The following is a 23,032-nucleotide window of genomic DNA, read 5'->3' as shown; positions in this document are numbered from 1 at the left end:
GGGCGGTGGCGATCCTGAGAACACCGACCGTCCGAGTGGCGGTGGTGGCCACAGTGGTGGCGGTGAGGGTGGCGGCGACCCTGAGAACGGCAATCGCCCCAGTGGCGGCGGTGGTCGCGAAGGCGCCCTCGGCCGTGCCGGGACGACCGTGCGTGGCGGTATCGGCCTGCCCGGCACCGGCGACATCGCCACCCACCTCTCGCCCTCCGCGCCCGAGGCGGACGGCGGCTTCAACGGCGGTACGTTCCTCAGCGGTTCCGGCGGAGGCTGAGCCACCGCATGCTCTGCCATGTCTGCCGCGTCCACGTGCGGCGCGACTTCCCGTACTGCCTGCACTGCGGCACCCCGCGCCGGGGTGCCGCACCGACCTCGTACGCCGCGCCCCAGCTGCGCGGCCTCGACGACCCCACCCTGTGCGTCGCGCTGACCGGCCCGGTCACCACACTGGGCCGGGGCGAGGACAACGACGTGGTCCTGTCCGACACCAGCGTCTCGCGCCGCCACGCCCGCATCGTCCGCACCGCTGACGGCTTCCGGGTCGAAGACCTGGACTCCTTCAACGGCACCGCGGTCGGCGGTGTCGACCTGCACGGAGGTGCGGCCGGCCTCGCCGACGGCACCGAGCTGTCCGTCGGCGACGTACGCCTGGTGTTCGAGCAGCCCCGCGACGACCGGATCGGCTCGCGCACGATGGTCGTCGGCACCCAGCTGACCCATCTGCCCACAGCCGGACAGGAGGAGGCGCCGGAGGCGAACGGCCCGCTCACCGCGCGCCCCCGCCGCCGCTCCGGCTGGGCCCTCAAACAGATCCCCACCGAACGCGGCGCACCCCGCTGGGTGCTCAGCAGCACCCGCACCGGCCGCTATCTGGAACTGGACGAGCGCCAGGTCTTCCTGTGGCACGCTGTCGACGGCGAGAACACCGTACGGGACCTGCTGTTCGCCTACGCCGACCGCTACGGCGAACTCGCCCTGCCCCGCATCGAGTCCGCGCTGGCCGCGTTCGCGGACGCCGGGCTGCTGCGCGGCCTGTCCGGGCGTCCGGAGGAGGAGCGGCCGACGGGCCGGCGGCGGGCGGCGCGTGCCGTGTACCGGGTGCTGCTGAAGCTGGAGGTGTCCGTCCCCGGCCTCGACCGACTGGTGACCCGGGTCTATCAGGCCTTCGGCTGGCGGCTGTTCACCCGGACCGGGGTGCTGCTCGCCTGGCTGTCGGTGGCCGGCGGCCTCGTCGCGTTCTTCGCGGCGCAGGGCCGGCACCACCTGCTGGACTTCGGCGGGGCGGGCGTGTGGGGCCCGGTCCTGCTGGCCGCCGGATACGTGACCGCGCTGCTCGTCCACGAGCTCACGCACGCGCTGGCCGTGAAGTCGTACGGCCGCAAGGTCCGGCGCGGCGGATTCCTGCTGATGATGGGCATGCCGTTCGCGTTCGTGGACACCAGCGACATGTGGTTCGGCTCCCGCTGGTCACGCGTCGTGGTGGCCCTGTCCGGGCCGCTGTCCACGGCGGCGCTGGCCGGCTGGTGCGCCACGGGCGCGGCCGTGCTGCCCGCGGGACCCGTCCCGGCCCTCCTCTACCACCTGGCCTTCGGCCTCTATCTGAACACCCTCTACAACTTCAACCCGCTCATGCCGCTGGACGGTTACCAGGCGCTGACCGATGCCCTGCGCGTGCCCCGGCTGCGCGAGGAGGCGAGCGCCTACTTCCGCACGGGCCTGTGGCGGGACCTGCGCGCGGGCAACCGGCCCGGCCCGCGGGAGGCCGGCCTGGCCGCCTACGGCCTCGCGGTCGTCGTGGGCACCTACGGCTTCCTCGGCCTCGCCCTGCTGGCCTGGCGCTCCCGCATCGGTGACCTGCTCGCGGGCCGGCTCGCCGAGCCGTGGACCACGTCGATCGAGGCGGCCGTCGTCGCACTGGTCGCCTTCCCGGTGTGGTCCGCGCCCCTGCGGTGGCTGCTGCGCCGGGTACGGCGCCGAAGGGACGCGAAGGACGTACCGCAGGGCGCCGGGCTGCTCGCGCCGTCGGAGGGGGCGGCATGACCCGGGACACGCACACCGGCGGCGGCTGGGCCGTACCCGGCTATGCCGCCGTCCGGACGCTCGGCGAGGGAGCCGGCGGCCGGGTCGTCCTCGCCCGGCACACCGCGACCGGCGTGCCCGTCGCCGTCAAGTACCTGAGCGAACGTCTGCGCACGGACCGGGAGTTCCTGGCCCGCTTCCGCGCCGAGGCCCGGCTGCTCGGTGCGCTGCGGCACCCGTGCGTGGTGCGGCTGTACGAGTACCTCGAGGCACGCGCCGGTGCCGCGATCGTGATGGAGGCGGTGGACGGCGTCAGCCTGCGCCGGCTGCTGCACCGACAGGGGGCGACCGGTCCCGAGGCCGCGCTCGCGCTGCTCAAGGGCTCCCTGCTCGGGCTGGGCGCGGCCCATGCGGCGGGGGTGGTGCACCGCGACTACAAGCCGGAGAACGTCCTGGTCCGTGCCGACGGCAGCAGCGCGCTCGTCGACTTCGGCATAGCGGTGCGCAGCGGCCGGGAGACCGAGGCCGTGGGCACGCCCGCCTACATGGCGCCGGAGCAGTGGCACGGGGAGCCCGCCGGCCCGGCGGCCGACGTCTACGCGGCGTCCGTGGTGTTCTTCGAGTGCCTGACCGGTCGGCGGCCGTTCCCCGGCGACGACGTGGCCGCGCTGCGCCTGCAGCACCTGCGCGCACCGGCCCCGCTGGACGACGTACCGGTGCCGGTGCGTGTGCTGCTGCGCGCGGGCCTGGCGAAGGACCCGGCGGACCGGCCCGGTGTCGAGACGTTCCTCGCCGACCTGGAGCGGTCCGCCACCGAAGGCTACGGCGCAGGCTGGGAGGAGCGCGGCCGTCGCCGACTGGCCGAACTCGCGGCGCTGCTGGCCCTGTTGTTCCCGTTCACCGCGACCGCGACGCTCGACGGCTCGGCCACCGCGCTCACCCTGCTGGGCCGGCTGAAGCGCGGGGGATGGAAGGTGGCGACCGGCGGGGTGGCCGCGCTGGCGGTCGTCGCGGGTGGAGCGACCTATGCTGCGGGCCGCCCGCACGACACGTCGACGACGGTCGCGAGTTCGACCCCGACACCGACCAACTCTGCGACGAGCAAAGTCACTTCATCATCCCCCTCTGCTTCGTCGAGCAGCCTCCCGCCCACGGCGGACACCACACCCACGGCCACACCCTCCGCCACCCCCTCGGACAGTCCGTCGTCCTCGCCCACGGCGTCCACGGAGCCGACCGCACCGGCCGGGACCCCGACCGCCGAGGCCCCCGGCGCGGCGTCGCCCGGCACCGTCACCCTCACCATCGGCTCGTGGCAGCGCGGGCAGAAACCGGGCACGCTCGTCGCGGCGGTGACCGTCGGGACGACGGGCACCGGCCCGCTGACCGTCACCGCGAACTACTACGTCGACACCCCGGCCGACCCGTACGGCTCCCAGTCCCAGCCCCTGTCCGGGAGCACCCGCTACGACCTGACCTTCACGGCGGACTTCTCCAACCATCCCTGCCGGGGGACCTGGGGCGTGACGCTGAGCAGCGACCCGGCCGCCGCCAACGGCCCCCAGACGGCCTCCCTGGACGCCCCGCCGTGCTGAACACCGTCCGACGAGAACGGATCGACATGACGACAGCCACCACAGTGGCCGGCCGGCCCCTGTCCGGCTGGTCACGGAACACGCGCCACGGAACCTGGCACGCCCTGCTCCCGGCCCGGTCCGGCGAGTGCACCCTCGGCGCGTTGCACATCGACCGCGCCCTGCTGACACCCGAGGGCACGCGCGAGCGCCTGGCGGCCGTGGTGCTCGCCACGGCGAAGCTCAGGCTGCCCGGGCTCCTCGGCACGGTCGACCTCGTGGCGGAGGCCGGCGAGGTGTGGCTGCTCACGGCCCGGCCACCGGCCCCCACCCTGGCCGACGTCCTGTCGTCCGCCGACGGCCCCCGCCCGGACGCGGGCAGCGTGGCCAGCATCCTCAACGAGACCGCCCAGACCCTCCTCGCCCTGCGTGCGGCGGGCCTGACCCACGGCTCGCTCGGCCCCGACACCGTCGTGATCGCCCCGGACGGGGTCGCCCTGCTGGCCGAGAGCGAGCTGGGCGGCGCGCTGGGCGACGCGGCCGCCGTACCGGTGCCGGGCGATACGCCGCGATCCGACGGCCGGGCGGTCGGCACCGCTGCCTGGGCCGCCCTGGCCCGCACCCTCGGCGCCGCCTGGACGCAGCCCGGAACGCCCGCGGCGGACCTGTTCGCCCGCTGCTCCGCCATCGCCGAGTCGGAGGGGCTGGCGGCGGCCCGGGCCGCCCTGGTCGCCGGGCGCGCGGCGCTGCCTGCGGACTTCCTGCGCCGTACGGTGCTGCGCGCGGCGGCGGCCGCGTCGACCCCAAAGTTCCCGCCGTCGAAGGCACCGGCGCCGTCCGTCGCCGTGGCCCCCGACGGCCCCGCTGCACGGACGGACCGTCACCCGGCGCCCCCCACGACCGACCGGGCTCCCCGCCCCGGCGTCCCCGGCACTCCTGCTCCCGCAGCCGACCGCTCGCCCCGCCCTTCAGCCTCAGCGGGCCAACTCGCTTCAGCCGGCCAACTCGCCACGGCGGCCCAGGCGTCCGACGTCGCAGGCCCGGACCAGCGAGCCCCGCTGCCTGCCCCCGGCCCCCACGTCCCAGCCGTCGCCGACCGGCTCACCACGGTCGGCCGCGCTCGCCGTCCCACCGCCCCGGACGGCCAGGCGACCGTCCTCGGCAAGCGCAACCGCGTCACCCTGCCCGCCACGGCGGCAGGGGAGGACTCCGGCGAGATCCTGCTGCGGTTCGGACCCGGGATCCCCGTGGACGAGGAGGACGCTCTACGGGCCCGGTGGCGGACCGAGGCAGCGGTACCCGCCTCCCGGCGTTCGCGCCGCGGACGCCGGGGCCGGGTCGTCACCGCCGCCGTCGTCACGATCGCCGCCGTCCTGCTCTGGCTGCTGCTGCGCCCGGCCCCCGCTCCCGCGGTCGTCGCCGTCCGGGTCGAGGCCCCCGCCGGGCCGCTGCACTGCGGTCAGACGGCCGACCTGGTCGGTGTGGTCACCACCGACGGGCACGGCGGCCCCGTCACCTACCGGTGGCTGCGCGCGGACGGCCAGGACTCGGGCGAGCTGACCCGGGCCGCCCACCGCGGTGAGCGCCACGTCAGGGTGCACCTGCGCTGGACGGTCCGCGGTGCGGGCCGATTCCGGGGGACCGCCCGCCTGAAGGTCGCGCACGAGCCGGCCCCGATGGAGGCGACGGCGACCTTCACCTACGTCTGTCCTTGAGGGTGGCTACCGAGCGGGGAAGATTCATGCACCTCGAGTTCCGGCACCTGCGCATCCTGCTCACCGTCGCCGAGGCCGGCAGCATCCGCAGGGCCGCCGCCCGGCTGCAGCTCTCTCAGCCGGCCACGAGCGCTCAGCTGAAGCGGATCGAACAGGAGCTGGGCGGCCCGCTCTTCATCCGCAGCGCCGACGGGGTGAAGCCGAACGAGCACGGCCAGTACGTCCTGCGCTGCGCCCGCGACCTCGTCGTCGGCTTCGACCGGCTGCGCGCGTACGCACGGTCGGCGGCCGAGGCGGACGGGCAGGCCGCCGCGCCGCTGCGGGCGGGCGGAACCGCCGGCCCCCTGGTCTCCTTGCTGGTCTCCGCCTTGTTCGAACTCGTCCCGGAACGCCGGCTCACCATAGATGCCCGCCGGTCCGTGCACACCCTGGTGAAGTCGCTGAGCCAGTCGAAGTGCGACATCGCGGTGTTCGGCGAGTTCCCGGGTTTTCCCCTTCCGGTCGGCGAATCGGTGGCGACACGGACCCTGCTCCGCGAGCCGGTCTTCGTCCTGCTCGCCGAGGACCACCCGCTGGCGCGCCAGGAGACGGCCCGTCTGCATGAGCTGGCGGGCGAGGAGTGGGTGATGCCGGAGGCCGACGAGAGCGGTGTGCACGCGTATCTCCAACTCACCTGTCAGGCGGCGGGATTCACTCCACGCATCGCCCATGTGACGCCGGACCTGTCCGTGGCGCAGATCCTGGTCGCCGGCCGGCGCGCGGTGTGCGGGGTGTGGCCGACCGCCGACGTCTCCGGCCGGGGCACCGTACAACGGCCGCTGGTCGACGTTCCGTTGCACCGGCGGCTGGTGCTGGCCTGGAACACGGAATCGGTTCCGCCGGAACTCGTCGACGCGGCGTGCGAGCGGGTGCTGGCCGGTTATCTGTCGCTGGTGAGGCAGCGGCCGCAGTACCTGGCCTGGTGGCAGGACGGGGGCGAGGAGTTCGCTCTGGGCGAGGGCGTCTGACCCGGCGGTCCGCCGTCCCCACACCCTATAGCTCCGCGGTTATATCGCAGATGAAGTCACGTCAGGAACATGTCATCTGGTGAACACTTCGCGTCAACGTCCCAGGACGCCGTCACCCCACGACGAGCGAAGGAATCACCCGCCATGACCCGTCCCCTTCTTGCCCTTTCCGCGATGGTCGCCGCCGGTGTCATCACCACGGGCGCGACGGCCCTGCCCGCGCACTCGCAGCCCCGTGCGACGCAGGGCGCAACCCCTGTCCGCGACACGGCGATATCCCAGGCCAGGGCGAACGTGACCCGGCACGCCGACGCCTTCGGTTTTGGCGCGGGTCAGAGACTTCACGTCAAGGACGTCGTGATCGACGCCGACGGCACGCAGCACGTCCGCTTCGAACGGACCTATCACAACCTCCCCGTCGTCGGCGGCGACTTCGTCGTCCACCAGAAGGCCGACGGCTCGCTCAAGGGATCCACCCGCGCCATGGCCCACAGGGTGGCGCTCAAGTCCGTCACCCCCACCCTCGACGCCAGAGGCACGGCGGCCAAAGCCCTGAAGCGCTCGCACGGGCTGGTGCGCGACGCCAAGTCCACCCCCGAGCTGATCGTGTGGGCCGCCGACGGCACCCCCCGGCTGGCCTGGCGCACCACCGTGCAGGGCCTGGGCGACAAGGGCCAGCCGCACGGCGAGGTCTTCGTCACGGACGCCACCACCGGCGCGGCGATCGAGAACTACGACGCCGAACGCGAGGCGACCGGCACCGGCCACTCCGAGTACACCGGGGACGTCGCCATCGACACCACCCAGCAGGCCGATGACACCTTCGCCCTGATCGATCCGGTCCGGGGTCACATCACCAAGGACGCCCACAACCTCTCGTCGTCGTCCGTGAAGAGCTCCTCCGGCACCCTGTTCACCGACTCCGACAACGTCTGGGGCGACGGCAGGAAGTTCTCCGCCGACCGCGCCACCGCCGCCGTCGACGCGCACGTCAACACGGCGGAGACGTTCGACTACTACAAGACGACCTTCGGCCGCAACGGCATCAAGAACGACGGCCGAGGCGCCACCGTCTTCGTCCACGTCGGCACCCACTGGGACAACGCCCAGTGGTCCGACTCCTGCTTCTGCATGATGACCGGCGACGGTGACGGCACCACCGACCCCGAGCAGGTCGACCTCGACACCATGGGCCACGAGATGACCCACGGCGTCACCTCCGCCACCGCCAACCTGCGCTACAGCGGTGAGTCCGGCGGCCTGAACGAGGCCACCAGCGACATCCTCGGCACCATGGTCGAGTGGTACGCCGACAATCCGGTCGACACCCCCGACTACCTCTTCAGCGACCAGTCCACCCCGCCGTGGCTGCGCCGCTTCGACAAGCCGTCCCTGGACGGCCGCTCCGCGGACTGCTGGTCGAAGTCGGTCGGCCGGCTCGACGTGCACTACTCCTCGGGCGTCGGCAACCACTGGTTCTACCTCGCCAGCGAGGGCAGCGGCGCCAAGACCATCAACGGCGTCTCCTACAACAGCCCCACCTGCAACGGCGCCACCGTCACCGGCATCGGCAACCAGAAGGCCTCCGCCATCTGGTACCGGGCGCTGACGGTCTACATGACCTCCACCACGGACTACAAGGGCGCCCGCACCGCGACGCTGAACGCGGCGAAGGACCTCTACGGCGCCGGCAGCCCCGAGTACGCCACCGTGGCCGCGGCCTGGAGCGCGGTCACGGTCTCCTGACCGCACGCGACGGTGCGAAGGAGGCGGTTCGCCCTGCCGGAAGGGATGTCCGGGAGGGCGAGCCGTGGGGTTCAGGGAGCGAGGACACGGGCGCGGCAGGCCGACGGCGTACCCCAGGAGGAGCGCAGGGCGCGGGCCTTGCGGATCCACAGGGACAGGTCCAGTTCCTCGGTGTAGCCGAGCGCGCCGTGGACCTGGAGGGCCGTGCGCGCCGCGGCGCAGGCCGCCTCGCAAGAGGCCACCTTCGCCGCGGCGACCTCCCGGCCGGCGTCCGGGTCGTGCGAGGCGAGGGCCAGGGCGGCGGCGTGGACCAGCGGCTGGGCGAACTCCAGGGCGACGAGCGTGTCGGCCAGCCGGTGCTTCACCGCCTGGAAGGAGCCGATGGGCACCCCGAACTGGACGCGTCGCCGGGCGTAGCCGACGGTCCGGTCCAAGAGGGTGCGGCCCAGCCCGAGGGCCTGGGCCGCGGTGGCCAGCCGGGCGACCTCGTCGGCGTACGCGGCCGCGGCGCGCACCTCGAGCCCCTGCGCCAGGACGGTTCCGCCGCCGGGGCGGGCCAGCCGGCGGGCGGGGTCGTGTGAATGCTGGAGGGCGCCGTGGTCCTGGGCCAGGCGTACGGTGTCGCGGTCGACGACGAACACCGCGTCGGCGGCGTCGGCGTCCAGGGCGTAGGGGCGGTCGGGGGAGAGCAGGCACAGGGAGGCGACCGTCTTGCCGGAGGCGATCCCGGGCAGCCAGACGGCGGCCGCCCTCTCGTCGCCCAGGCGGTCCAGCAGTGCGGCCGCGGCCACCGTCTCCACCAGCGGGCCCGGCACCGCGTGGCGGCCCAACTCGGCGAAGGAGACGGCCAGTTCCACCGGCAGCACGCCGAGGCCCCCCTGCTCCTCGGGCACCGCGAGGCCGAAGACCCCCGTCTCCGCCAGCCGGGTCCACAGGGCGCGTCCGGGACCGTGGTCGCCCCTCGCCCACGCCCGGACGACCGCGGGGGTGCCGGCCGCCGCCAGCATGCCGTCCAGCGAACGGGCGAACTCCCGCTGCTCGTCGTCGAGGAGGAACCGCATCACCGGCGTCCCTTCGGCAGGCCGAGCAGCCGCTCGGCGATGATGTCGCGCTGGATCTCGTTGGTGCCGGCATAGATGGGACCCGCGAGGGAGAAGGTGTAGCCCTCGGCCCAGCCGCCGTGCGCGGGCGCCTCCCCGGCCCCGTCGGCGAGTTCGCCGAACGGGCCGAGCAGGTCGAGGGCGGTCTCGTGCAGGGCGATGTCCAGCTCGGACCAGAACACCTTGTTGAGGCTCGACTCGGCGCCGATCCGTTCCCCCGCCGCCAGGCGCGAGGCGTTGGCGTAGGTGAACAGCTGGTACGCGCGGGCGCCGATCACCGCGTCGGCGACCCGGTCGCGCAGCGCGGTGTCGGCGGGGTCCGCCGCGGAGCGCCACAGCGCGGTGAGGCGCTCGGCCGCGGCCGTGAAACGCCCGGGGCTGCGCAGGGTGAGCCCGCGCTCGTTGCCCGCGGTGCTCATCGCGACCCGCCAGCCCTGCCCGGGCTCGCCGATGACGTCCTCGTCCGGGACGAAGACGTCGTCCAGGAAGATTTCGGCGAAGGCCGGTTTGCCGTCGAGCCGCCCGATGGGCCGTACGGTCACCCCCTCGGCGTCCAGCGGGAACATCAGGTAGGTCAGCCCCCGGTGCGGTTTGGCCGTGTCCGCGCCGTCCCGGTCGCTTCGGAACAGGCCGAAGGCGCGGTCCGCGAACGCGGCCCGCGACGACCAGGTCTTCTGGCCGCGGAGCAGCCAGCCGCCGTCGGTGCGCCGGGCCGTCGAGCGCAGCGAGGCGAGGTCCGAACCGGCCTCCGGTTCGGACCAGGCCTGGGCCCAGATCACCTCACCGCTCGCCATGGACGGCAGGAGGCGGGCGCGCTGCTCGGCCGTCCCGTGCTCGAACAGGGTCGGGGCCAGCAGGTTGATGCCGTTCTGGCTGACCCGGCCGGGCGCGCCGGCCGCGTAGTACTCCTCCTCGAAGATCAGCCACTGGACGACGGAGGCGCCCCGGCCCCCGTACTCCTCGGGCCAGGAGACCACCGACCAGCGGTCGGCGGACAGCGTGCGCTCCCACTCCCGGTGGGCCGCGAAACCCTCCGCCGTCTCCAGCGAGGGCAGCGGGTGCACGGGCACATGGGCGGCCAGCCAGGTTCGCACCTCGGCCCGGAAGGCGTCCTCGGCGGCGGTGAAGGCGAGATCCATCAGGCTCCCGCCTCCGCCCCGCCGACCGCCTTCGTCGCGCGGACGTCCGTACCGCCGAGCGCGTCGTGGGCGGTCTCGGCGTCGTGCGCGTGGGCGAGGTGGTGCAGCCCGAAGACCGAGTCCCTGCCGGCGTGCATCCCCTGCATCAGCCCGGCGGTGACGCACGCCCCCCGCACCGACGGGATCGCGGGCCCGGGCAGCTCGCGTCGACGGCACATGCCCAGGTGGACCTCCGACTCGCGGGCGAAGCGGCTCTCCGCGCCCTGCTCGCCGGAGTGGTCCCACCGCAGTCCGGCCGTGCGGTCGACGGGCAGACGGGCGTCCCGCTCGGGGGTGCCGGTGTCGTGCCCGGCGGAGAAGTGCTTCCCCGCTCCGGCGAGGACGACGACCTCGACCTCGTCGTCGGCCGCGCGGTGGCAGGCCCGGTCCAGGGCGCAGGTCATCGCGGAGTTCCGGGCGCTGCGGTACACGGGCCGGTCCATCGTGAGCACGGCGACGGGGCCGTGGCGTTCGTAGCGGACGGGCTGCGGGGTCGCGGTGCGGGCGGCGGGCATCCACCCCTCCTTTTCTAACAAGTGTTTGGTAGGTTAACGTGCGAGCCGTCAGCCGTCGAGCGCCTGGAGCCGTCCATGAACAGCGTCGAGGAGTTCCGCACCGAGGTCCGCGCCTGGCTGCGGGCCGACCTCACCGGTGGGTTCGCGGACCTGCGCGGACGCGGCGGTCCGGGCCGTGAGCACGGCATCGCCGAACGCGTCCTCGGCCTGCCCGAGGAGGCCCGACCGTGAACCCCGCCACTCCGAACCCGTCCGCCCCGCACGCCTCCGGCCCGCCGCCGTACGTCCCCGGTCACTCCCTCCTGCGCGACCGCAGCGCCGTCATCACCGCCGCCGCCGGCGCCGGCATCGGCGGCGCCACCGCCCGGCGGCTGCTGGAAGAGGGCGCCCGCGTCGTCCTCTCCGATGCCCACGCCCGCAGGCTCAAGGAGTCCACGGCCGAACTGACCGCGGAGTTCGGCGCGGACCGGGTCGCCGCGCTGCCCTGCGACGTCACCGACGAGACCCAGGTCGCCGCGCTGTTCGATCTCGCCGAGGAACGGCACGGCCGCCTCGACATCGTCGTCAACAACGCCGGGCTCGGCGGAACCGCCGACCTCGTCGAGATGACCGACGAACAGTGGGGAAGGGTTCTCGACGTCACCCTGAACGGCACCTTCCGCTGCACCCGCGCCGCGCTGCGCCGGATGAGGACGACCGGCGGCGGGGGCGTCGTCGTCAACAACGCCTCGGTGATCGGCTGGCGGGCGCAGAAGGGCCAGGCGCACTACGCCGCCGCCAAGGCCGGCGTCATGGCGCTCACCCGCTGCGCGGCTCTCGAAGCCGCCGAGTACGGGGTACGGGTCAACGCGGTGGCGCCCAGCCTCGCCCTGCACCCGCACCTGGTGAAGGTCACCACGCCGGAACTGCTCGAGGACCTGACCTCCCGCGAGGCGTTCGGCCGCCATGCCGAGCCGTGGGAGGTGGCCAACGTCATCGTTTTCCTGGCGTCCGGCTACTCCTCGTACATGACCGGGGAGATCGTGTCGGTCAGCAGCCAGCACGCGTGAGGCGACAATGACCGCGTGCCGAAGAACAGCAGCAAGAAGACCATGGTGAGCCCGTCGCCCGAGCGGCGGGAGGAACTCCTCGCAACCGCCGCCGAGGTGTTCGCCGAGCAGGGCTACAAGGCCACCACCGTCCGCAAGATCGCGGATGCCGCAGGCATGCTCGCGGGCAGCCTCTACTACCACTTCGACTCCAAGGAATCGATGCTGGAGGAGATCCTGCGGACCTTCCTCGACGAACTGTGGGGCGGCTACGACAGCGTCCTGGCGTCGGAACTCGGGCCGCGCGAGACGCTGGAGGCCCTGGTCACCGAGTCGTTCCGGGAGATCGACCGGCACCGTGCGGCCGTCGCGATCTACCAGAAGGAGCACAGGCAACTCGTGGCGCAGGAGCGGTTCGCGTTCCTCGCCGAGTCCCAGCGCAGGTTCGAGAAGGCGTGGCTGTCCACCCTGGAACGCGGCGTCGGCGAACGCGTCTTCCGGGCCGACCTCGACGTCCGGCTCACCTACCGCTTCGTGCGCGACACCGTGTGGGTCGCCGCGTCCTGGTACCAGCCGGGCGGACAGCACAGCCCGGAGGAGATCGCCCGCCAGTACCTGTCGATGGTGCTGGAGGGCATCGCCCTGCGCACCTGACATCACGTCGCAGACGCCGAACGAGTCGAATGAGGAGCGGCCATGGCCGAGGCATACATCGTCGAAGCGGTCCGCACGCCCGTCGGGCGGCGCGGCGGGGGACTCGGCGCGGTCCACCCCGCCGATCTCGGCGCACACGTGCTGAGGGCGCTGATGACGCGCACGGGCGTCGACCCGGCCGCCGTCGAGGACGTCGTCCTCGGCTGCCTCGACACCGTCGGCCCGCAGGCCGGTGACATAGCCCGTACCTGCTGGCTGGCGGCCGGACTGCCCGAGGAGGTGCCGGGCGTCACGGTGGACCGCCAGTGCGGCTCCTCGCAGCAGGCCCTGCACTTCGCCGCACAAGGCGTCCTCTCCGGCACCCAGGACCTGGTGGTGGCGGGCGGCGTACAGAACATGTCGCAGATCCCCATCGCCTTCGCCGGCCGTCAGGCCGCCGAGCCGCTCGGACTGACCGAGGGCCCGTACGCCGGCTCCCGGGGCTGGCGGGCCCGTTACGGCACCCAGCCGGTCAACCAGTTCCACGGCGCCGAACTCATCGCCGAGCGGTGGGGCATCTCCCGCCGCGCCATGGAGGAGTTCGCGCTGCGCTCCCACCGGCGCGCGATCCGGGCCGTCGACGAGGGCCGCTTCGCGCGCGAAATCGTCCCCTACGGGGACGTGACGATCGACGAGGGCCCGCGCCGCGACACCAGCCTGGAGAAGATGGCGGGCCTCAAGCCGCTGGTCGAGGGCGGCCGGCTCACCGCCGCCGTCTCCTCCCAGGTCTCCGACGGCGCCTCGGCGATGCTGCTGGCGAGCGAACGGGCCGTCAGGGAACACGGTCTGACGCCCCGGGCCCGCATCCACCACCTGTCGGTGCGCGGCGAGGACCCGATCCGGATGCTGTCCGCGCCGATCCCCGCCACGGCGTACGCGCTGAAGAAGGCCCAGATGACGCTCGGCGACATCGACCTGGTCGAGATCAACGAGGCGTTCGCGTCCGTCGTGCTGGCATGGCTGAAGGAGACCGGTGCCGACCCGGAGAAGGTCAACGTCAACGGCGGCGCCATCGCTCTCGGACACCCCCTGGGCGCCACCGGCACCAAGCTCATGACCACCCTGCTGCACGAACTGGAACGCACCGGTGGCCGCTACGGCCTGCAGACGATGTGCGAGGGCGGCGGCCAGGCCAACGTCACCATCATCGAACGACTCTGAACATCGACGCCCGCCCGCGCCCGGTCCACCGGGCCGGCCACGGGCGGGCCCTCGTCCACGCCCCGGGGGGGCGGGGGATTCCTCACCTCGGCAGAGCGCCGCGGAGCCTCGCCAGGGTCCGGGAGTCCAGGCCCGGACCCCGTGTCGGACAGCCGTGCAGGGCCGGCCGCGGCATGAGCGGGGACACAGCCGACGAACACGGCCGAGATCGCCACTGCGGTCGCACGACGGAAACGCAGGGCACGCATGAGATCGACTCCAAGGGTGGGGAAGCACCCGCAGGGAGCGCGCGGCCCGTCAGCCCGCGTGGGGCAGGGCGCGGAGGGTGGCCCGTGCCTCGGCCATGATCCGGTCGACGAGTTCGGCACAGCTCGGCAGGTCGTCGATGACCCCGGCGACCTGACCGGATGCCATCACCCCGAGATCGGTGCGGCCCTCGACCATCGATGCCTTCAGCAGCATGGGTGTGTTGGCGGCCAGCAGCACCTGGCTCCAGGACAGCTCCTTGCCGTGCTTCATCGCCAGGCCGTCGCGCACCATCCGCACCCACCCCGTGCCGGTGTGCTTCTTGAAGGCCGTCGCGTGGCGGACCGCCCGCAGCAGCGCGACGGCCCGGCCCGAACGCTCCAGCGCGTCCACCAGGTCGGTGCGCAGCATCCGGTGCGGGAGACCGTCCACCTTGGTGGTGACGGTGACGTCCTTGACGGCCGCCGCCAGGTACGCGGCCTTGACCGCGTCGGGGACGGTGCTGTCGGAGGTCAGGAGGAAACGGGTGCCCATGGCGATCCCGGCGGCGCCGTAGGCGAGCGCCGCCACCAGCCCGCGGCCGTCGTGGAAGCCGCCGGCCGCGATCACCGGGATGTCCACCGCGCGCACCACCTGGGGGAGCAGGACGCTGGTCGCGACGTTCCCGGTGTGGCCGCCGCCCTCGCCGCCCTGCACCAGAACCGCGTCGGCGCCCCACGCGGCGACCTTCTCGGCGTGCCGCTCGGCACCGACGGACGGGATGACGACCACCCCGGCGTCCTTCAGCCGCGCGATCAGGTCCCGCGAGGGCGCGAGCGCGAACGAGGCGACCTTCACTCCCTCCTCGACGATGACGCGGACACGTTCGGCCGCGTCCCCGGCATCCGCCCGCAGATTGACGCCGAAGGGCGCGTCCGTACGGGACTTGACCTCGCGGACGGCGGCGCGGAGCCCGTCCGTGGTCATGGTGGCGGAGGCGAGGATGCCCAGTGCTCCGGCACCGGCGGCGGCGGACACCAGGCGGGGCCCGGCGACCCACCCCATGCCGGTCTGCACCACGGGGTGCCGCACGCCGACGAGCTCGGTCAGCGGGGTGTCGATCGTGAAGCTCACGCGGGCACCTCGCGCTCACGCAGCCGCTTCGGGTCGACGACCTCCCGGATCAGCCGCAGCTCCTCGGCGGTGGGCTCGCGCGTGCGGGGCACCTCGTCGGGGATCGCCAGCGGGAAACCGGTGGCTTCGACGACCTGCCGGACCGTGACCCCCGGATGCACCGAGCACACGCGCATCGTGCGGTCCGGGGTGTCGAAGTCGAAGACGCCGAGATCGCTGACGACGCGCGCGATGCGGTGGTGCCGGGTCGCCGACGGGCCGGCCGCGGCGGCACGGTCGTAGCCGACACCGCTGACCATGTCGACCCGCTCGACGAACACGCGCGGGGAGTGCCTGGGGATCCAGTAACTCGTCGGATTGTTGAGGGTGTTGATCGGAGCGCCGCGCACGCCGAGCAGTTGCCGCGTGGGCCTGGCCCAGTCGCCGATGCAGGAGATGTTCTGGTTGCCGTACCGGTCGAGCTGGCTCGCGCCCATCATCACGTGCCGCCGCCCGGTGGCCACCAGCGCCAGGTGCCCGCGGTACGGCAGCCAGCCCTCGACCGTCCCGGCCTCGGCGCCGAGCGCCGGGGCATCGCCGACGATCAGCGCCTCGCCGTCGGTGAGCAGCAGCTCGGGGGAGAAGGTGAGCTTCGCCAGCCGCGCCCCGATCGCGGGGACCGTGCCCATGGGGCTCGCCAGCACCTCGCCCGCGCCCCGCCACGCCTCGGCGCAGGCCACCACGCAGTACTCGGCCCGCGTCGTCGTCGTATCCGTGCTCATGCCGCTGTCCCCTCCTCGTGGAACGCCGTCACCGCGGCCTGGTAGGCGTCCTCGTCGCCGGAGAGGAACCGCTCGGCGAAGGGCGGCCAGGCGCCGGGGTCGCGGGCGGCCCGGGCGTAGGCGCGCTGGAACGCCTCGTCGCGGTCGTAGTCCGGTGCGCAGGAGGTGAAGTGTGCGCCGTTCGGGGTCTCCACGACACCGCTGACGAACGCCCGCTTGACGAGCAGGGTCTGCGGCGCGGCGTCCTTGAGCAGGTCGGCCGTGTCCACGATCCGCTCGCAGGAGACGAACGCGGTGTCGGCGGCCTCGCAGAACAGGTCGTCGAAGTACGGGTCCGGGCCGAGGTACTGGCCGTTCCCGTGCACGTCTGCCCGGTTGAGGTGGACGAGCGCGGCGTCCAGGCGCAGAGCGGGGACGGCGACCAGCTCCTCGCCGTCCTCGTACGGCGAAGTGACGGTCCGCAGCCGGGGGTTGACCCGCATCACGTCGGAGCCGAGGCCGGCCCGGACCGGCAGGAACGGAAGACGCTGTGCGGCGGCGGTCAGCCCCCACATGAACATCGCCTCGTCCAGCTCCTCCATCTCGAACGCGCCGCGCTGGCGCGCCGCGGTGAAGTGGGGCTCCAGCGGGACGGAGTCGAGGGTCGCGAAGGCCGCGACCAGCTTGCGGACCTTCCCTGCGGCGGCGAGCAGACCGACGTCCGGGCCGCCGTAGGACACGACGGTCAGACCGGTGAGGTCCGAGCGCAGCAGCGCACGCACCAGCGCCATCGGCTTGCGGCGTGAGCCCCAGCCGCCGATGCCGATCGTCATGCCGCTGCGCAGGCGGCCGACGACCTGCTCGGCGGTCATCGTCTTGTTCCTCAACGCCTCTCCTCCTCGGCCGATACGAACGCGTCGCGGTGCTTGTCGGCGATGCCGCTGAGGTTGGCCTCGAAGGTGAAGCCCTGCTCGAAGCGGTAGCTGCGGCGGACGTCGACCGGGTCGATGCCGTTGATCGCCGCCTTGGCGAGCCGGACGAGCGAGCCGTCCTTGGCGGCGATGTCCCGGGCCAACTCCATCGCTGCTTCGATGAGTTGATCACGGGGAACCACCCGCCACACCGCCCCGTGGCGGAGCAGCTCCTCGGCGGTGACGGTGCGCGAGGTGTAGTACAGGACCCGCATCAGGTGCTGGGGGACCAGCCGCGCGAGGTGGGTGGCCGCGCCGAGGGCGCCGCGGTCCAGCTCGGGCAGCCCGAAGGTCGCGTCCTCGCTCGCCACGATCGCGTCGGCGTTCCCCACCAGGCCGATACCGCCGCCCAGACAGAAGCCGTGCACGGCGGCGACCACCGGGACCTCGCAGTCGTACACCGCCGAGAACGCCTCGAAGCAGCCACGGTTGGCGCCGATGAGGGCATCGTGCCCGGCCGTGCGCTGCATCTCCTTGATGTCCACACCGGCGTTGAATCCCCGGCCCGCGGCCGTGAGGACGACGCAGCGCACCTTCGGGTCGGCCCCGGCCGCGCCCACGGCGGCGGCCAGGTCGTACCAGCCCTGCACGGGAAGGGCGTTGACCGGAGGGAAGTCCACGGTGACGACGGCGACGCCCGCTTCCGGGACGGAGGTGGAGACACCCATGAGCAGATCAGCTACCTTTCCACCAAACGTTTGTTAGGTCGCAAGGTAGCAGCGGTCCGCTCGCCGCGGGAGGTGCCCATTGGCAGCGATCATCGATCTGTCCGGTTCCGTCGCCGTCGTCACCGGTGGGACGCGAGGCGTCGGCGCGGGAATCACCCGGGCCCTGCTCGCCGCGGGCGCGCAGGTCGTGGCCTGCGCGCGGCGCCCCCCGGACCACCCCGTCGAGGCGGCCGGGCGCACGGCCCGCTTCCTCCCCGTCGACCTGCGCGACCCGGCTGCGGTCGGCGCCCTGTTCGAGCGGGTCCGCGGCGACCACGGCCGGCTGGACACGCTGGTCAACAACGCCGGGGGCACCCCGTTCCGGCTGCTCGGCGAGGGCGGAGCCGAACGGCACGCCCGCGTCGTCGAACTGAACCTCCTCACCCCCCTGAACGCCTCGCTCGCCGCGTACGAGGTCATGCGCCGGCAGGACGGCGGCGGGTCGATCGTGATGATCGGCAGCGTCAGCGGGACCCGCCCCTCACCGGGCACCGCGGCCTACGGAGCGGCCAAGGCGGGCCTGGAGAACCTCGCCCGCTCCATGGCCGTCGAATGGGCCCCGGCCGTCCGCGTCAACACCGTGACCCTCGGCATGGTCCGCACCGAGCTGTCCCAGCTGCACTACGGCGACGAGGCCGGTGTCGCCGCCGTCGGCCGCACCGTGCCGCTCGGCCGGCTCGCCGAGCCCTCCGAGGTCGGCGACGCCTGCGTCTTCCTCGCCTCCGACCGTGCCGCGTACATCAGCGGCGCCAGCCTGCTCGTCCACGGCGCGGGAGAGCGCCCCGCCTTCCTCGACGCCGCCACCGTCAACAGGTGACCGCCTCCGCCGGCCTCATCGAAAGGACCAGAGAGCCATGACCACGGGAATCTGCACGGGACGCGTCGCCGTCGTCACCGGCGCGGGCCGCGGGCTCGGCCGCGCGCACGCCCTCGCCCTCGCCGCCGAGGGCGCCAAGGTCGTCGTCAACGACCTCGGCGTCGGCCTCGACGGCACGGGCGGCGCCCCCGGACCGGCCCGGCAGGTCGTCGACGAGATCCGCGCGCGCGGCGGCGAGGCGGTCGGTCACGGCGGTGACGTCGCCACCCCCGAGGGCGCCGCCTCGCTCATCGCCACCGCACTGCAGACCTTCGGCCGCCTGGACACCCTCGTCAACAACGCCGGGTTCCTGCGCGACCGCATGCTCGTCAACCTCGACGAGGACGACTGGGACGCCGTGATGCGCGTCCACCTCAAGGGACACTTCCTGCCGCTCAAGCATGCCTGCGCGCACTGGCGCGCCGAGGCCGAGGCCGGCCGCACCCCCGAGGCCCGCGTGATCAACACGAGCTCCGGCGCCGGACTCCTCGGCAGCGTCGGCCAGGGCAACTACGCCGCCGCCAAGGCAGGGATCGTCGCCCTGACCCTCGTCGCCGCCGCCGAGACGAGCCGGTACGGCGTCCAGGTCAACGCCATCGCCCCGGCCGCCCGCACCCGGATGACCGAGCAGACCTTCGCCGACGCCATGGCAGCCCCCGAGGGCGGCTTCGACGCCATGGCCCCGGAGAACGTCTCCCCCCTCGTGGTCTGGCTGGGGTCCGCCGCCAGTGCCGGGGTGACGGGGCGGGTCTTCGAGGCCGAGGGCGGCCGGATCACCGTCATGGAGGGCTGGCGCCCGGGCCCGAGCGCCGACAAGGGCGCCCGCTGGACCCCGGCCGAGGCGGGCGAGGCGACGCTGAAGCTGCTTGCCGAGGCGGAGGTGCCGCAGCCGGTGTACGGGGCACGGTAGGGCGGGGAGGACGTGACGCGCTGTGGCGCATCGGTCACTGCCGCCGTCACCTTCCCCTCGGGCGTCGACCACATGCTGCGCTACCCTGTGAAAAAGGTGCCTTCGCCCGACCGGCCCCTCCCGGCGCAGTGACCCGGAACGGTGTGGCCCGGCGGCCACATCCGCTCGGTCAACGGGTTGTCAACCTCGTTCTCCCGCAGGTCGGTTCTCATGGACCTCAACACCATCACCGAAGTGATACGGCGACCGTCCGAGCGGCCGGGCACGGACTGGCGCGAGGGCGACGCCTGGCTCGCAGGCGGAACCTGGCTCTATTCCGTGGAGCAGCCGCACCTGCGAAGGCTGATCGACCTGACGGCACTGCCCTGGGAGCCGCTCGTCCCGACGGGCGAGGGCCTGGAGATCAGTGCCACCTGCACCATCCGCGACCTGTACGGCTACCCGTGGCCCAAGGGCTGGACCGCCGGAATCCTCTTCCGCAAGAGCTGCGAGGCGTTCCTGTCCTCGTTCAAGGTCTGGAACGCGGCGACCGTGGGCGGAAACATCTGCATGTCCCTGCCCGCCGGCCCGATGATCACGCTGACGGTCGCGCTCGAGGCGCGGTACGAGCTCTGGGCGCCCGACGGTGCCGTGCGCTTCGTCGACGCCCTCGATTTCGTCACGGGCGACCACCGCAACGTTCTCCTCCCCGGAGAGGTCCTTCGGCGCGTCATCGTTCCGGGGAACGCCCTGCGCAAACGCACCGCGCACCGCCGCTTCACGCTGACCCGGCTCGGCCGGTCGACGGTGTTCCTCGTCGGCACGCAACGGCTGGGAGGCAACGACCTGCTGCTCACCGTCACCGCGGGCACCACACGGCCGGTCCGCCTCGCCTTCGACTCCCTGCCCGACGCCCGGACCCTGCGGCAGAGCATCGACGCCGTACCCGCCGACGTCTGGTTCGCCGATCCCAACGGGACGCCTGACCACCGTCGGCACCTGACCCGGCACTTCGCCGAAGAGATTCGCCGCGAACTCACGGCTGGGGACCTGCCATGACCTACCTCGTGAACGGCCGGACGTTCGACCGGGAACCGGCCCCCGGCCAGTGCCTGCGCACCTTCCTGCGCGAACTCGGCCACTTCGGTGTCAAGAAGGGGTGCGACGCGGGCGACTGCGGTGCCTGCACGGTGTGGCTCGAGGGCGTACCGGTACACAGCTGCATCACGCCCGCCTTCCGCGCGGACGGCCGTGAGGTGACCACGATCGAGGGCCTCGGCCGGCCCGGCGCCCTGCATCCCGTGCAGCGGCAGTTCGAGGAGGCCCCGGGGTTCCAGTGCGGTTTCTGCACGGCTGGGATGATCATGACGTCGGCGACCTTCACCGAGGACCAGAAGGCGGATCTGCCGAGGGCGCTGAAGGGCAACCTCTGCCGCTGCACCGGATACCGGGCGATCGAGGACGCCGTGAAGGGTGTCGGCGCGGTGGAGACGGCAGCACCGGGCCGGGCCGTGGGCACCAGCGTCGGCGCGCCCGCGGGGCACGACGTGGTGACGGGTCACGCCGAGTTCACCATGGACACGCACATCGACGGCATGCTGCACCTCAAGGTGCTGCACTCACCCCACGCGCACGCCCGGATCGCCTCGATCGACAAGAGCGCCGCACTCGCGGTGCCGGGCGTGCACCGGGTCTACACCTGGCAGGACGTGCCCCGCCGCCGCTTCACCACGGCGATCCACACCGACCACCTGGTCGACCCCGACGACACGTACATCCTGGACGACACGGTTCGATTCGCCGGCCAGCGCGTCGCCGCCGTCCTGGCCGACACGGTGGGAGCGGCGGAGGAGGGCCGCCGACGGCTGGCGGTCGAGTACGAGGTGCTGCCGGCGGTGTTCGACCCCGAGGAGGCGATGGCCGAGGGCGCACCCCAACTGCACGGCTCGCACGATCCGTTCGTGCGCGACCCCGTCCACAACATCCTGATCGAACTCCACTCGCACATCGGCGACGTCGACGCCGGATTCGCCGCGGCCGACGTGATCCACGAAGGCACGTACGTCTCACCGCGGGTGCAGCACGCCCACCTGGAGACCCATGGCTCGATCGCCTGGATGGAGGACGGCCGGCTGAACGTCCGTACGAGCTCGCAGTCCCCGTCGATCGCGAAGGTCAAGCTCGAGTACCTGTTCGCGCTGCGCCCGGACCAGCTGAGGGTGTTCTGCAAACGGGTCGGCGGCGGGTTCGGCGGCAAGCAGGAGGTGATCACGGAGGACCTGGTCGCGCTCGCCGCCCTGGACACCGGGCGGCCCGCCTGTCTCGAGTACACCCGTGAGGAGGAGTTCACCACGGCCTCGCCGCGGCATCCGATGACCCTGACGGTCAAGCTCGGCGCGAAGGCCGACGGAACGCTCACCGCGCTCCAGGTACGCAACGTGTCCAACACGGGCGCCTACGGCAACCACGGCGGCGAGACGCTGTACGCGGGCGGAGCCGCCGTCATGATCTACCGCTGTCCCCACAAGAAGTACGACGCGTACTCCGTCTACACGAACACCGTGCCGAGCGGGGCGCTGCGCGGCTACGGGATGACGCAGCCGGCGTTCGCCGTGGAGTCGGCGATGGACGAACTGGCCCGCGCCCTGCACATCGACCCGCTCGAACTGCGCCGGCGCAACATCGTGCGGCCGGGGGAGCCGCTGGTCGCCCTGCACGACGGCCCCGACGACGTGGTCTTCACCGAGGACGGACTCGCCCGGTGCATCGACCTGGTGGGCGACGCCCTGGCCCGTACGGCAGGGCAGCCGCCCCCCGGCCCCGAGTGGCTCGTCGGAGCCGGGGTGGCGAGTTCCCTGCACGAGACCGCGCCCCCGACGGAGCACCTCTCCGAGGCCTGGGTCACGCTGGGCGACGACATCGTGTACGAACTGGCCGTCGGAACGGTCGAGTTCGGTGAGGGCACATCCACGGCCCACGTCCAGATCGCGGCCGACCAGCTGGGCACGACACCGTCGCGGATCCGTCTGGTGCAGTCCGACACCGACCGCACGGGGTTCGACACCGGTGCCTTCGCCAGCGCGGGCCTCTTCGTGGCCGGCAATGCGGTCCTGCGGGCGGCGGGCGCCGTACGCGACCGCATCCTGGAGTTCGCCGCGGCGCACACGGGGGTGCACGTCGTGATGTGCACGATGGACGACGACGGTGTGGTCTGCGGGGACCGCCGGGTGTCGCTGGCCGAACTCGTCGCCCTGGCCAGGGCGCGCGGCATCCGGTTCACCGCTGCCCGCAAGGCCTACGGATCGCCCCGGAGCGTCACCTCCAACACGCAGGGGTTCCGGGTCGCCGTGCACCGTGTGACGGGTGAGATACGGATCCTGTACAGCGTGCAGGCGGCGGACGCCGGAGTGATCATCAACCCGGCGCAGGTCCGGGGCCAGATCGAGGGCGGTGTCGCCCAGGGCATCGGCTTCGCGCTGACCGAGAACCATCACGTCGACGACAACGGCGTCATGGTCAACCCGAACCTCAGGAACTACCGCATCCCCGCCTACGCCGACATCCCCCGTACCGAGATCCTCCTGGTGGGCTCGGCGGACTCGGTGGGGCCCGTGCGGGCGAAGGGGATGGCGGAGTGCTGCATCAATCCGGTGGCCCCGGCGCTCGCCAACGCGGTCCATGACGCCACGGGCGTCCGCTACCGTGCGCTGCCGCTGACTCCGGAACGCATCTACGGCCGACTCCCCGCGGAGCACCCGGTGTCGACAGGCTGATCCA

The 23,032-nt window shown here is 73.0% G+C and carries 20 protein-coding genes and 1 pseudogene; 14 read left to right on the top strand and 7 right to left on the bottom strand.

The window, feature by feature from the left end; genetic code table 11:
• The 6 genes and pseudogenes from ACIHEJ_RS05290 to ACIHEJ_RS05265 all read left to right on the top strand — a co-directional run.
• Positions 1-271: pseudogene (locus ACIHEJ_RS05290) on the top strand (hypothetical protein); the annotation flags it as partial.
• Positions 272-279: 8 nt separating this feature from the next.
• Positions 280-2,037 carry an FHA domain-containing protein gene (locus ACIHEJ_RS05285; RefSeq protein WP_400132285.1) on the top strand — a complete coding sequence of 586 codons (1,758 nt, stop codon included), beginning with the start codon at positions 280-282 and terminating at the stop codon, positions 2,035-2,037.
• A complete protein-coding gene (locus ACIHEJ_RS05280) occupies positions 2,034-3,611 on the top strand; it encodes a serine/threonine-protein kinase (protein ID WP_400132284.1) in 1,578 nt (525 codons plus the stop codon). Before ACIHEJ_RS05285 ends, ACIHEJ_RS05280 begins: the two co-directional genes overlap by 4 nt.
• Before the next feature lie 26 nt (positions 3,612-3,637).
• Entirely contained in the window at positions 3,638-5,305 is a 1,668-nt protein-coding gene (locus tag ACIHEJ_RS05275; protein ID WP_400132283.1) for a hypothetical protein, read from the top strand.
• A gap of 26 nt (positions 5,306-5,331) precedes the next feature.
• Entirely contained in the window at positions 5,332-6,312 is a 981-nt protein-coding gene (locus ACIHEJ_RS05270) for a LysR family transcriptional regulator (protein WP_400132282.1), read from the top strand.
• 144 nt (positions 6,313-6,456) lie between these two features.
• Positions 6,457-8,058, top strand: coding sequence for a M4 family metallopeptidase (locus ACIHEJ_RS05265; protein ID WP_400132281.1), 1,602 nt, complete (start codon positions 6,457-6,459; stop codon positions 8,056-8,058).
• Positions 8,059-8,129: 71 nt separating this feature from the next.
• On the opposite strand, the gene ACIHEJ_RS05260 is transcribed toward ACIHEJ_RS05265, so the two are convergent.
• The 3 genes from ACIHEJ_RS05260 to ACIHEJ_RS05250 are packed head-to-tail and all read right to left on the bottom strand — an operon-like array spanning position 8,130 to position 10,851.
• The gene (locus tag ACIHEJ_RS05260; protein ID WP_400132280.1) at positions 8,130-9,119 is read right to left on the bottom strand and encodes an acyl-CoA dehydrogenase family protein; all 990 of its coding nucleotides are present in this window, start codon (positions 9,117-9,119) and stop codon (positions 8,130-8,132) included.
• The gene (locus tag ACIHEJ_RS05255) at positions 9,119-10,297 is read right to left on the bottom strand and encodes an acyl-CoA dehydrogenase family protein (protein ID WP_400132279.1); all 1,179 of its coding nucleotides are present in this window, start codon (positions 10,295-10,297) and stop codon (positions 9,119-9,121) included. Before ACIHEJ_RS05255 ends, ACIHEJ_RS05260 begins: the two co-directional genes overlap by 1 nt.
• Positions 10,297-10,851, bottom strand: coding sequence for a hypothetical protein (locus ACIHEJ_RS05250; RefSeq protein WP_400132278.1), 555 nt, complete (start codon positions 10,849-10,851; stop codon positions 10,297-10,299). The genes ACIHEJ_RS05255 and ACIHEJ_RS05250 overlap by 1 nt, the downstream gene beginning before the upstream one ends.
• A 75-nt stretch (positions 10,852-10,926) precedes the next feature.
• On the opposite strand from ACIHEJ_RS05250, the gene ACIHEJ_RS05245 reads away from it, so the two are divergent.
• From ACIHEJ_RS05245 to ACIHEJ_RS05230, 4 genes are read left to right on the top strand one after another with little or no spacing between them, the layout of a single operon-like run.
• Positions 10,927-11,082, top strand: a complete 156-nt coding sequence (locus ACIHEJ_RS05245; RefSeq protein ID WP_400132277.1) for a hypothetical protein — start codon at positions 10,927-10,929, stop codon at positions 11,080-11,082.
• Positions 11,079-11,900 (top strand): SDR family oxidoreductase, encoded by an 822-nt coding sequence (locus ACIHEJ_RS05240; RefSeq protein WP_400132276.1) that lies wholly within the window; start codon positions 11,079-11,081, stop codon positions 11,898-11,900. Before ACIHEJ_RS05245 ends, ACIHEJ_RS05240 begins: the two co-directional genes overlap by 4 nt.
• Before the next feature lie 42 nt (positions 11,901-11,942).
• The gene (locus ACIHEJ_RS05235) at positions 11,943-12,533 is read left to right on the top strand and encodes a TetR/AcrR family transcriptional regulator (protein ID WP_400132856.1); all 591 of its coding nucleotides are present in this window, start codon (positions 11,943-11,945) and stop codon (positions 12,531-12,533) included.
• 42 nt (positions 12,534-12,575) lie between these two features.
• Positions 12,576-13,733: an acetyl-CoA C-acetyltransferase gene (locus tag ACIHEJ_RS05230; protein ID WP_400132275.1), complete on the top strand. Its 1,158-nt coding sequence runs from the start codon at positions 12,576-12,578 to the stop codon at positions 13,731-13,733.
• Between the two features lie 297 nt (positions 13,734-14,030).
• On the opposite strand, the gene ACIHEJ_RS05225 is transcribed toward ACIHEJ_RS05230, so the two are convergent.
• From ACIHEJ_RS05225 to ACIHEJ_RS05210, 4 genes are read right to left on the bottom strand one after another with little or no spacing between them, the layout of a single operon-like run.
• Positions 14,031-15,080 carry an NAD(P)H-dependent flavin oxidoreductase gene (locus ACIHEJ_RS05225; RefSeq protein WP_400132855.1) on the bottom strand — a complete coding sequence of 350 codons (1,050 nt, stop codon included), beginning with the start codon at positions 15,078-15,080 and terminating at the stop codon, positions 14,031-14,033.
• Positions 15,081-15,088: 8 nt separating this feature from the next.
• Entirely contained in the window at positions 15,089-15,853 is a 765-nt protein-coding gene (locus tag ACIHEJ_RS05220; protein WP_400132274.1) for a CoA-transferase subunit beta, read from the bottom strand.
• Positions 15,850-16,719, bottom strand: a complete 870-nt coding sequence (locus ACIHEJ_RS05215) for a CoA transferase subunit A (protein ID WP_400132273.1) — start codon at positions 16,717-16,719, stop codon at positions 15,850-15,852. The genes ACIHEJ_RS05220 and ACIHEJ_RS05215 overlap by 4 nt, the downstream gene beginning before the upstream one ends.
• Complete coding sequence (locus ACIHEJ_RS05210; RefSeq protein ID WP_400132272.1) at positions 16,716-17,471, bottom strand: enoyl-CoA hydratase family protein; 756 nt, start codon at positions 17,469-17,471, stop codon at positions 16,716-16,718. The genes ACIHEJ_RS05215 and ACIHEJ_RS05210 overlap by 4 nt, the downstream gene beginning before the upstream one ends.
• Before the next feature lie 79 nt (positions 17,472-17,550).
• Between ACIHEJ_RS05210 and ACIHEJ_RS05205 the strand changes: the two genes are divergently transcribed.
• The 4 genes from ACIHEJ_RS05205 (at position 17,551) to ACIHEJ_RS05190 (ending at position 23,028) form a co-directional block, all read left to right on the top strand.
• A complete protein-coding gene (locus tag ACIHEJ_RS05205) occupies positions 17,551-18,327 on the top strand; it encodes an SDR family oxidoreductase (protein ID WP_400132271.1) in 777 nt (258 codons plus the stop codon).
• Between the two features lie 37 nt (positions 18,328-18,364).
• Positions 18,365-19,276 carry an SDR family oxidoreductase gene (locus tag ACIHEJ_RS05200; protein WP_400132270.1) on the top strand — a complete coding sequence of 304 codons (912 nt, stop codon included), beginning with the start codon at positions 18,365-18,367 and terminating at the stop codon, positions 19,274-19,276.
• Positions 19,277-19,486: 210 nt separating this feature from the next.
• Entirely contained in the window at positions 19,487-20,314 is an 828-nt protein-coding gene (locus ACIHEJ_RS05195; protein ID WP_400132269.1) for an FAD binding domain-containing protein, read from the top strand.
• Positions 20,311-23,028, top strand: a complete 2,718-nt coding sequence (locus ACIHEJ_RS05190) for a molybdopterin-dependent oxidoreductase (protein ID WP_400132268.1) — start codon at positions 20,311-20,313, stop codon at positions 23,026-23,028. Before ACIHEJ_RS05195 ends, ACIHEJ_RS05190 begins: the two co-directional genes overlap by 4 nt.
• Positions 23,029-23,032: the final 4 nt, after the last annotated feature.

Origin of the sequence: Streptomyces sp. NPDC052301 (assembly GCF_044593395.1) — a bacterium.
Taxonomy (GTDB): domain Bacteria; phylum Actinomycetota; class Actinomycetes; order Streptomycetales; family Streptomycetaceae; genus Streptomyces.
The sequence above is the reverse complement of the archived record's forward strand: the minus strand, read 5'-3'. Positions and strand labels throughout refer to the sequence as shown.

What these genes read in the sequence shown, in the direction of transcription:
- ACIHEJ_RS05285 (WP_400132285.1), top strand. Translation starts at nt 280, where the DNA reads ATGCTCTGCCATGTCTGCCGCGTCCACGTGCGGCGCGACTTCCCGTAC.
- ACIHEJ_RS05280 (WP_400132284.1), top strand. Translation starts at nt 2,034, where the DNA reads ATGACCCGGGACACGCACACCGGCGGCGGCTGGGCCGTACCCGGCTAT.
- ACIHEJ_RS05275 (WP_400132283.1), top strand. Translation starts at nt 3,638, where the DNA reads ATGACGACAGCCACCACAGTGGCCGGCCGGCCCCTGTCCGGCTGGTCA.
- ACIHEJ_RS05270 (WP_400132282.1), top strand. Translation starts at nt 5,332, where the DNA reads ATGCACCTCGAGTTCCGGCACCTGCGCATCCTGCTCACCGTCGCCGAG.
- ACIHEJ_RS05265 (WP_400132281.1), top strand. Translation starts at nt 6,457, where the DNA reads ATGACCCGTCCCCTTCTTGCCCTTTCCGCGATGGTCGCCGCCGGTGTC.
- ACIHEJ_RS05260 (WP_400132280.1), bottom strand. Translation starts at nt 9,119, where the DNA reads ATGCGGTTCCTCCTCGACGACGAGCAGCGGGAGTTCGCCCGTTCGCTG.
- ACIHEJ_RS05255 (WP_400132279.1), bottom strand. Translation starts at nt 10,297, where the DNA reads ATGGATCTCGCCTTCACCGCCGCCGAGGACGCCTTCCGGGCCGAGGTG.
- ACIHEJ_RS05250 (WP_400132278.1), bottom strand. Translation starts at nt 10,851, where the DNA reads ATGCCCGCCGCCCGCACCGCGACCCCGCAGCCCGTCCGCTACGAACGC.
- ACIHEJ_RS05245 (WP_400132277.1), top strand. Translation starts at nt 10,927, where the DNA reads ATGAACAGCGTCGAGGAGTTCCGCACCGAGGTCCGCGCCTGGCTGCGG.
- ACIHEJ_RS05235 (WP_400132856.1), top strand. Translation starts at nt 11,943, where the DNA reads ATGGTGAGCCCGTCGCCCGAGCGGCGGGAGGAACTCCTCGCAACCGCC.
- ACIHEJ_RS05230 (WP_400132275.1), top strand. Translation starts at nt 12,576, where the DNA reads ATGGCCGAGGCATACATCGTCGAAGCGGTCCGCACGCCCGTCGGGCGG.
- ACIHEJ_RS05220 (WP_400132274.1), bottom strand. Translation starts at nt 15,853, where the DNA reads ATGAGCACGGATACGACGACGACGCGGGCCGAGTACTGCGTGGTGGCC.
- ACIHEJ_RS05210 (WP_400132272.1), bottom strand. Translation starts at nt 17,471, where the DNA reads ATGGGTGTCTCCACCTCCGTCCCGGAAGCGGGCGTCGCCGTCGTCACC.
- ACIHEJ_RS05200 (WP_400132270.1), top strand. Translation starts at nt 18,365, where the DNA reads ATGACCACGGGAATCTGCACGGGACGCGTCGCCGTCGTCACCGGCGCG.
- ACIHEJ_RS05195 (WP_400132269.1), top strand. Translation starts at nt 19,487, where the DNA reads ATGGACCTCAACACCATCACCGAAGTGATACGGCGACCGTCCGAGCGG.
- ACIHEJ_RS05190 (WP_400132268.1), top strand. Translation starts at nt 20,311, where the DNA reads ATGACCTACCTCGTGAACGGCCGGACGTTCGACCGGGAACCGGCCCCC.